General features: G+C 68.3%; 4 protein-coding genes. All 4 read left to right on the top strand.

Annotation, left to right across the window (positions count from 1 at the left end; genetic code table 11):
* The coding region (locus HC022_RS18370) for an exosortase C-terminal domain/associated protein EpsI (RefSeq protein WP_167453389.1) at positions 1 to 362 on the top strand (362 nt) is incomplete at its 5' end.
* Positions 363 to 642: 280 nt separating this feature from the next.
* The gene (locus tag HC022_RS18365) at positions 643 to 3,090 is read left to right on the top strand and encodes a tetratricopeptide repeat protein (RefSeq protein ID WP_167453388.1); all 2,448 of its coding nucleotides are present in this window, start codon (positions 643 to 645) and stop codon (positions 3,088 to 3,090) included.
* Positions 3,091 to 3,256: 166 nt separating this feature from the next.
* The gene (gene sseA, locus HC022_RS18360) at positions 3,257 to 4,111 is read left to right on the top strand and encodes a 3-mercaptopyruvate sulfurtransferase (RefSeq protein WP_167453387.1); all 855 of its coding nucleotides are present in this window, start codon (positions 3,257 to 3,259) and stop codon (positions 4,109 to 4,111) included.
* Positions 4,111 to 5,295 (top strand): amino acid aminotransferase, encoded by a 1,185-nt coding sequence (locus HC022_RS18355; protein ID WP_167453386.1) that lies wholly within the window; start codon positions 4,111 to 4,113, stop codon positions 5,293 to 5,295. Before sseA ends, HC022_RS18355 begins: the two co-directional genes overlap by 1 nt.
* The last annotated feature ends 203 nt before the right edge of the window (positions 5,296 to 5,498 follow it).

Genomic DNA, 5,498 nt, shown 5'->3' with positions numbered 1-5,498 from the left:
ACTCGCCCGAGGTCTGCCTGCCCGTGGGTGGCTGGGAGATGTTCTCCTTCGGCGCCACCGAGGTGAGTGTCCCGGGCACCGTCTACGGTACCTTCCCGCTCAACCGGGCGATCATCGAGAAGGGGCTGTCGCGGCAGCTGGTCTACTACTGGTTCGAGCAGCGCGGCACCCGGTTCACCAACGACTACCTTGCCAAGGCGGACGTGGTCTGGGACAGCCTGACCACCGGCCGCACCGACGGCGCACTGGTCCGCTTCGTGACGCCCATCTCCCGCGACGAGACCGAGGCGGATGCCGACCAACGGCTGCAGCGCTTCATGGCGCAGCTCCTGCCGCGCCTGCCGACCTACGTTCCGGAATGAGCCCGCCCGCCAGCATCAACTCCCCCGCGAAGGACCGTTTCCCCTGCCCGGAAGGCCAAGACACCGCGGACGCCATATGGCCCCTCGGACCGCCCCTGTGAGATCGCCAAACACCCGGATGTGACCGTCTGGCACAAAATCGGTACTGCCCATTTTCAGACGACCGCGATATATTATCGAATTAGATTATTTGCCGCCCAATTACCTCTTTCTAACATAGTGATTAGCTAGCATGACGTTTTGCATCGAACGCGTTCGCCCGAGTCGTATTGTCGCCCTTTTGCTATGCGGGGGCCTGCTTCTTACCGGCTGCAAGAGCGCCGAGGAAAAGGCCGAGATCCATTTCCGCTCCGGCATGTCCTTCCTCGAACAGAACGACGAAGACCGCGCGCTGGTCGAGTTCCTCAATGTCTTCCGGTACGAGAAACACCACGAGGACGCGCTCCGGGCTTATGCAGACATCATGCGGGATCAGGGCCACATGCGCGAGGCCTTCGGCTCCTACATGGCGCTGGTCGAACGCAACCCCGATGCCATGGACGTGCGCGTGACGCTCGCCGAAATGTCGATCCGCACCGGCAACTGGCAGGAGGCCCGGCGACAGGGTGAGGCGCTCCGGAACGGACCGCTCGACGATGCACGGACCCATGCGATCCTGCTGGCGCTGGACTACGACGCTGCCGCGCTGAAGCGCGATGACGCCAAACGCGCCCGGGTCGCTGCCGAAGCGCAGGAGCTGACCGACGCTCAGCGCGCCGAGGGCACCCCGCAAAGCGACATCCTGCTGCGCATCGTCATCGACAACCAAGCCTCTGCCAAGGATCCGTCCATCGCGCTGCCGACCATCGACGCCGCGCTCGAGGTGGACCCCGAGGCCGAGGACCTCAACCTGCTGAAGCTGCGCATCCTCACCCAGACCGGCCAGACCGAGGCCACCGGCGCGCAGCTGCAGCGCATGGTCGGGCTCTACCCCGACAACGGCGAGCTGCGGCAGGCACTGATCAGCTGGCACGTGATGGAGGGGAACTACCCCGAGGCCGAAACGCTGCTGCGCACCCAGGCTGGTGTCGACACCGGCGAAAGCGACGGTCACGTCAAGGTCGTCCGCTTCCTGCTGGCCACCCAAGGCCCCGAGGCCGCGCGCGCCGAGCTGGAGCGCCTGCAGGCCGCCAACCAGGACACCGAGCTCGGGCGTTTCTACGCCGCCATGGTCGCCTCGATGGCGTTCGAGGCCGGGCAGACCGAGGACGGCATCAAAGGGATGCGCGCCGCGCTCGACGGTGCCGAGGAAAGCGCGCAGACCCGCGAGCACCGTGTGACGCTTGCGAAGATGCTCCTGCACAGCGGCGACGAGGCCGAGGCGCGCACGCTGGTGGACGGGGTGCTGAAGGCCGACGCCGCCAATGCCGAGGCCCTGAAGCTGCAGGCGCGCTGGCTGATCGACGCGGACCAGCCGCAGGAGGCGATCCTCGCCCTGCGCACCGCGCTCGGGCAGAACCCGCAGGACGCCGATGCGCTGACCGAGATGGCGCGCGCCCACGAGCGCAACGGCGAGGCCCTTCTGATGGGCGACCGTCTCGCCATGGCCTACGAGGCCTCGAACGCCGCCCCCGCCGAGACCCTGCGCTACGCGCGCTACCTGGTCGGCGACGGCCAGAGCGAGAAGGCGACCGCGATGCTCGAGGACCTGCGCCGGCGCGACCCGGGCAACCTCGACGCGCTGCTGCTGCTCTCCAACCTCTACCTCGGCGACCAGTCGTGGCGCGAGGCGCGGGCCGCACTCGACGCTCTTCAGGCCATCGACACCGAAGAGGCACGCCAGGCCGCCCTGCCCCTGCAGGCCGCGATCATGCAGGGCCAGAACCGGACCGCCGACAGCCTCGCGATGCTCGAGGCCAAGGTGGACGGCGAGGTTTCCGCGGCCGACCCCGAGGCCGTGCGCTCGGTGATCCTGATCGTGCAGACCCACCTCCGCGACGGCGAGGTCGACGAGGCGCGCGCCTATCTCGACGAGGTGCTGGCGCGCTCGCCCGACGTTCCGGACCTGCGGCTGCTGGATGCGGACCTGAACGCGCTCATGGGCCGGACGGAACTTGCCGAACGCGGCTACCGCGACCTGATCGCCGACGCCCCCGAGAACGAGACCGCCGTGCGCAAACTGGCGTCGATCCTGAGCGCCTCGGGCCGCCACGCCGAGGCCGCGACACTGCTGGCGGCGGCGATCGAGCGGATGCCCGGCGCGGTCAACCTCATGGGGCTCCGCGCCAACATGCTCGAGCGTGACGGCCAGTTCGACGCCTCGATCGCGGCGCTCGAAGAGCTCTACGCGCAGGACAGCGGCAACATCTACGTCGCCAACAACCTCGCCAGCCTGCTCACCGCCCATGGCGGCACGCCGGAAAGCCTCGAGCGCGCCTCGACCATCGCCAAGCGCCTGCGCGGCAGCAATATCCCGGCCTTCCAGGACACCTATGGCTGGATCGAGTACCGGCAGGGCAACTACGAGACCGCGGTGGAGTACCTGTCGCAGGCCGCCGCGGGGCTGCCCTCCGAGCCGGTGGTGCAGGCCCATCTCGCTCTGGCCTACGCCGGGCTCGGGCGCGAACAGGACGCCCGCTCGGCCTTCGACACCGCGGTGTCGCTGGCGGGCGGGACGGAACTGCCGGAGATCACCGAGGCGCGCGACACCCTCGCGGCGCTCGCCGAGGCGGACGCAGCGAAGCCCTGAGCCACGCCCGGCGACCCGACCGGGGGAGGAAACCGGGGCGGCAGGGCGCGCCACGGGCCCAAAGTTGCGGGGCGGCGGCGCCCCGCGCCCCACCCTCCCCTTGCACCCAAGCCCCCCAGCGCTTAGGAAAACACCCGACCGACTGCCCCCGGGAGGACTCCGCACGATGCACGAAGACCCCAAGACGCTTGTCTCGACCGACTGGCTGGCGAAGCATCTCAAGGATCCCGACCTTCGGGTGCTCGACGCGAGCTGGTTCCTGCCCGGCTCCGACCGGGACGCCAAGGCCGAATACGAGGCCGCGCATATCCCGGGTGCACGGTTCTTCGACGTCGACGACGTCAGCGACAACCGCTCCGAGCTGCCGCACATGGTGCCGCCGGTCGAGAAGTTCATGTCGCGGATGCGCGCGCTCGGGGTCGGCGACGGCCACCAGATCGTGGTCTACGACAGCCAGGGCATCTTTTCCGCAGCGCGCGTCTGGTGGCTCTTCAAGCTGATGGGGCAGGACGACATCGCGGTGCTCGACGGCGGCTTCCCGAAATGGCAGGCCGAGGGGCGCGAGACCGAGGACATGCCGCCGGTGATCCGCGACCGCCACATGACCGTGCGCCGCCAGAACCAGATGGTGATGGACGTGACGCAGGTCTCGGCCGCCGCCAAGCTGAAGGACACCGAGATCCTCGACGCCCGTGCCGCCGAGCGGTTCCGCGGCGACGCGCCCGAGCCGCGCCCGGGCCTGCGCGCGGGCCACATCCCGGGAGCGAAGAACGTCCCGTACAAGACCCTGCAGGAGGCCGACGGCACGATGAAGTCGCCGGACGCCCTGCGCGCCACGTTCGAGGCCGCGGGCGTGGACCTCGGCAAGCCGGTGATCACCTCCTGCGGTTCCGGCGTGACCGCTGCCATCATCAACCTTGCCCTGACCCGCATCGGCAAGGACGACCATTCCCTGTATGACGGATCCTGGACCGAGTGGGGACAGTTCCCCACCCTGCCCGTCGCCACCGGAGAGAACTGATGTTCGAGACCCTCAAGGAACAACCCGCAGACAAGATCCTCCAGCTCATGCAGATGTACCGCGAGGATCCGCGCGAGCAGAAGATCGACCTCGGCGTCGGCGTCTACAAGGACGCCAGCGGCAACACCCCGGTGATGCGCGCCATCAAGGCCGCCGAGAAGACCCTGTGGGAGACCGAAACCACCAAGTCCTACACCGGGCTGGCCGGTGATCCGGGCTTTGCCGACGCGATGGTGTCGCTGGTGCTGGGCGATTCCGTCCCGCGCGGCTGCGTCTCGGCGGCGGCGACCCCAGGCGGCACCGGCGCGGTGCGCCAGGGCTTCGACCTCGTGAAGATGGCGAACCCCAAGGCCAAGGTGTGGGTCTCGGATCCGACCTGGCCGAACCACCTGTCGATCCTCAAGCACATGGGGATGGAGTTCACCCCCTACCGCTATTTCGACAGCGCGACCCGCGGCGTCGACTTCGTGCACATGATCGCGGATCTCACTGCGGTGATGCCGGGCGACGTGGTGCTGCTGCACGGTTGCTGCCACAATCCGACCGGCGCCAACCTGACGCAGGCGCAGTGGAAGGCCGTGATCGAGCTGCTGCTCGACAAGGAAGCGGTGCCGATGATCGACATCGCCTACCAGGGCTTCGGCGACGGGCTCGACGAGGACGCCATCGGCGTGCGCATGGTGGCCGAGAAGATGCCCGAGGTGATCATCGCGGCGTCCTGCTCGAAGAACTTCGGCATCTACCGCGAGCGCACCGGCCTGCTGATGACCGTGTCGAAGGACAGCTCGCGCAGCAAGCTCAACCAGGGCACGCTGAATTACCTGAACCGGCAGAACTATTCCTTCCCGCCGGATCACGGTGCGCGACTGGTGACCATGGTTCTGACCACCCCCGAGCTGCGCGCCGACTGGGCGGCGGAGCTCGAGGAGGTGCGGAACTCGATGCTGGGGCTGCGGCAGCAACTGGCGGACGAGCTGAAGCGGCTGACCAACTCGGACCGCTTCGACTTCATCGCGCAGCACCGGGGCATGTTCTCGCGCCTCGGCGCCAGCCCCGAGCAGGTCGAGACCCTGCGCCGCGACCACGGCATCTACATGGTGGGCGACTCGCGCCTGAACATCGCGGGTCTCAACAAGACCACGGTGCCGCTGCTGGCCGAGGCCATCGTCAAGTCGGGCGTCTGAGACCGTCGACCTTTCATGATGCGGAGCGGGGCCATTCGGCCCCGCTCTGGTTTTTGCACCGCCGGGCTCTGCCCGTCGTCGCGGCGGCCGTGGCGGCGTGACGCGTCTGATCGCGGTCAGGCGTGTGGGCTGTGTACCAATGCCTCCGGCGGGAGTTTATCCGGCAAGATGAAGGATCAGCCGTGGGTGTCGAGGCTGTCCTG

This window comes from Salipiger sp. HF18, assembly GCF_011806505.1.
In the GTDB taxonomy this organism is placed as follows: domain Bacteria; phylum Pseudomonadota; class Alphaproteobacteria; order Rhodobacterales; family Rhodobacteraceae; genus Salipiger; species Salipiger thiooxidans.
The sequence above is the reverse complement of the archived record's forward strand: the minus strand, read 5'-3'. Positions and strand labels throughout refer to the sequence as shown.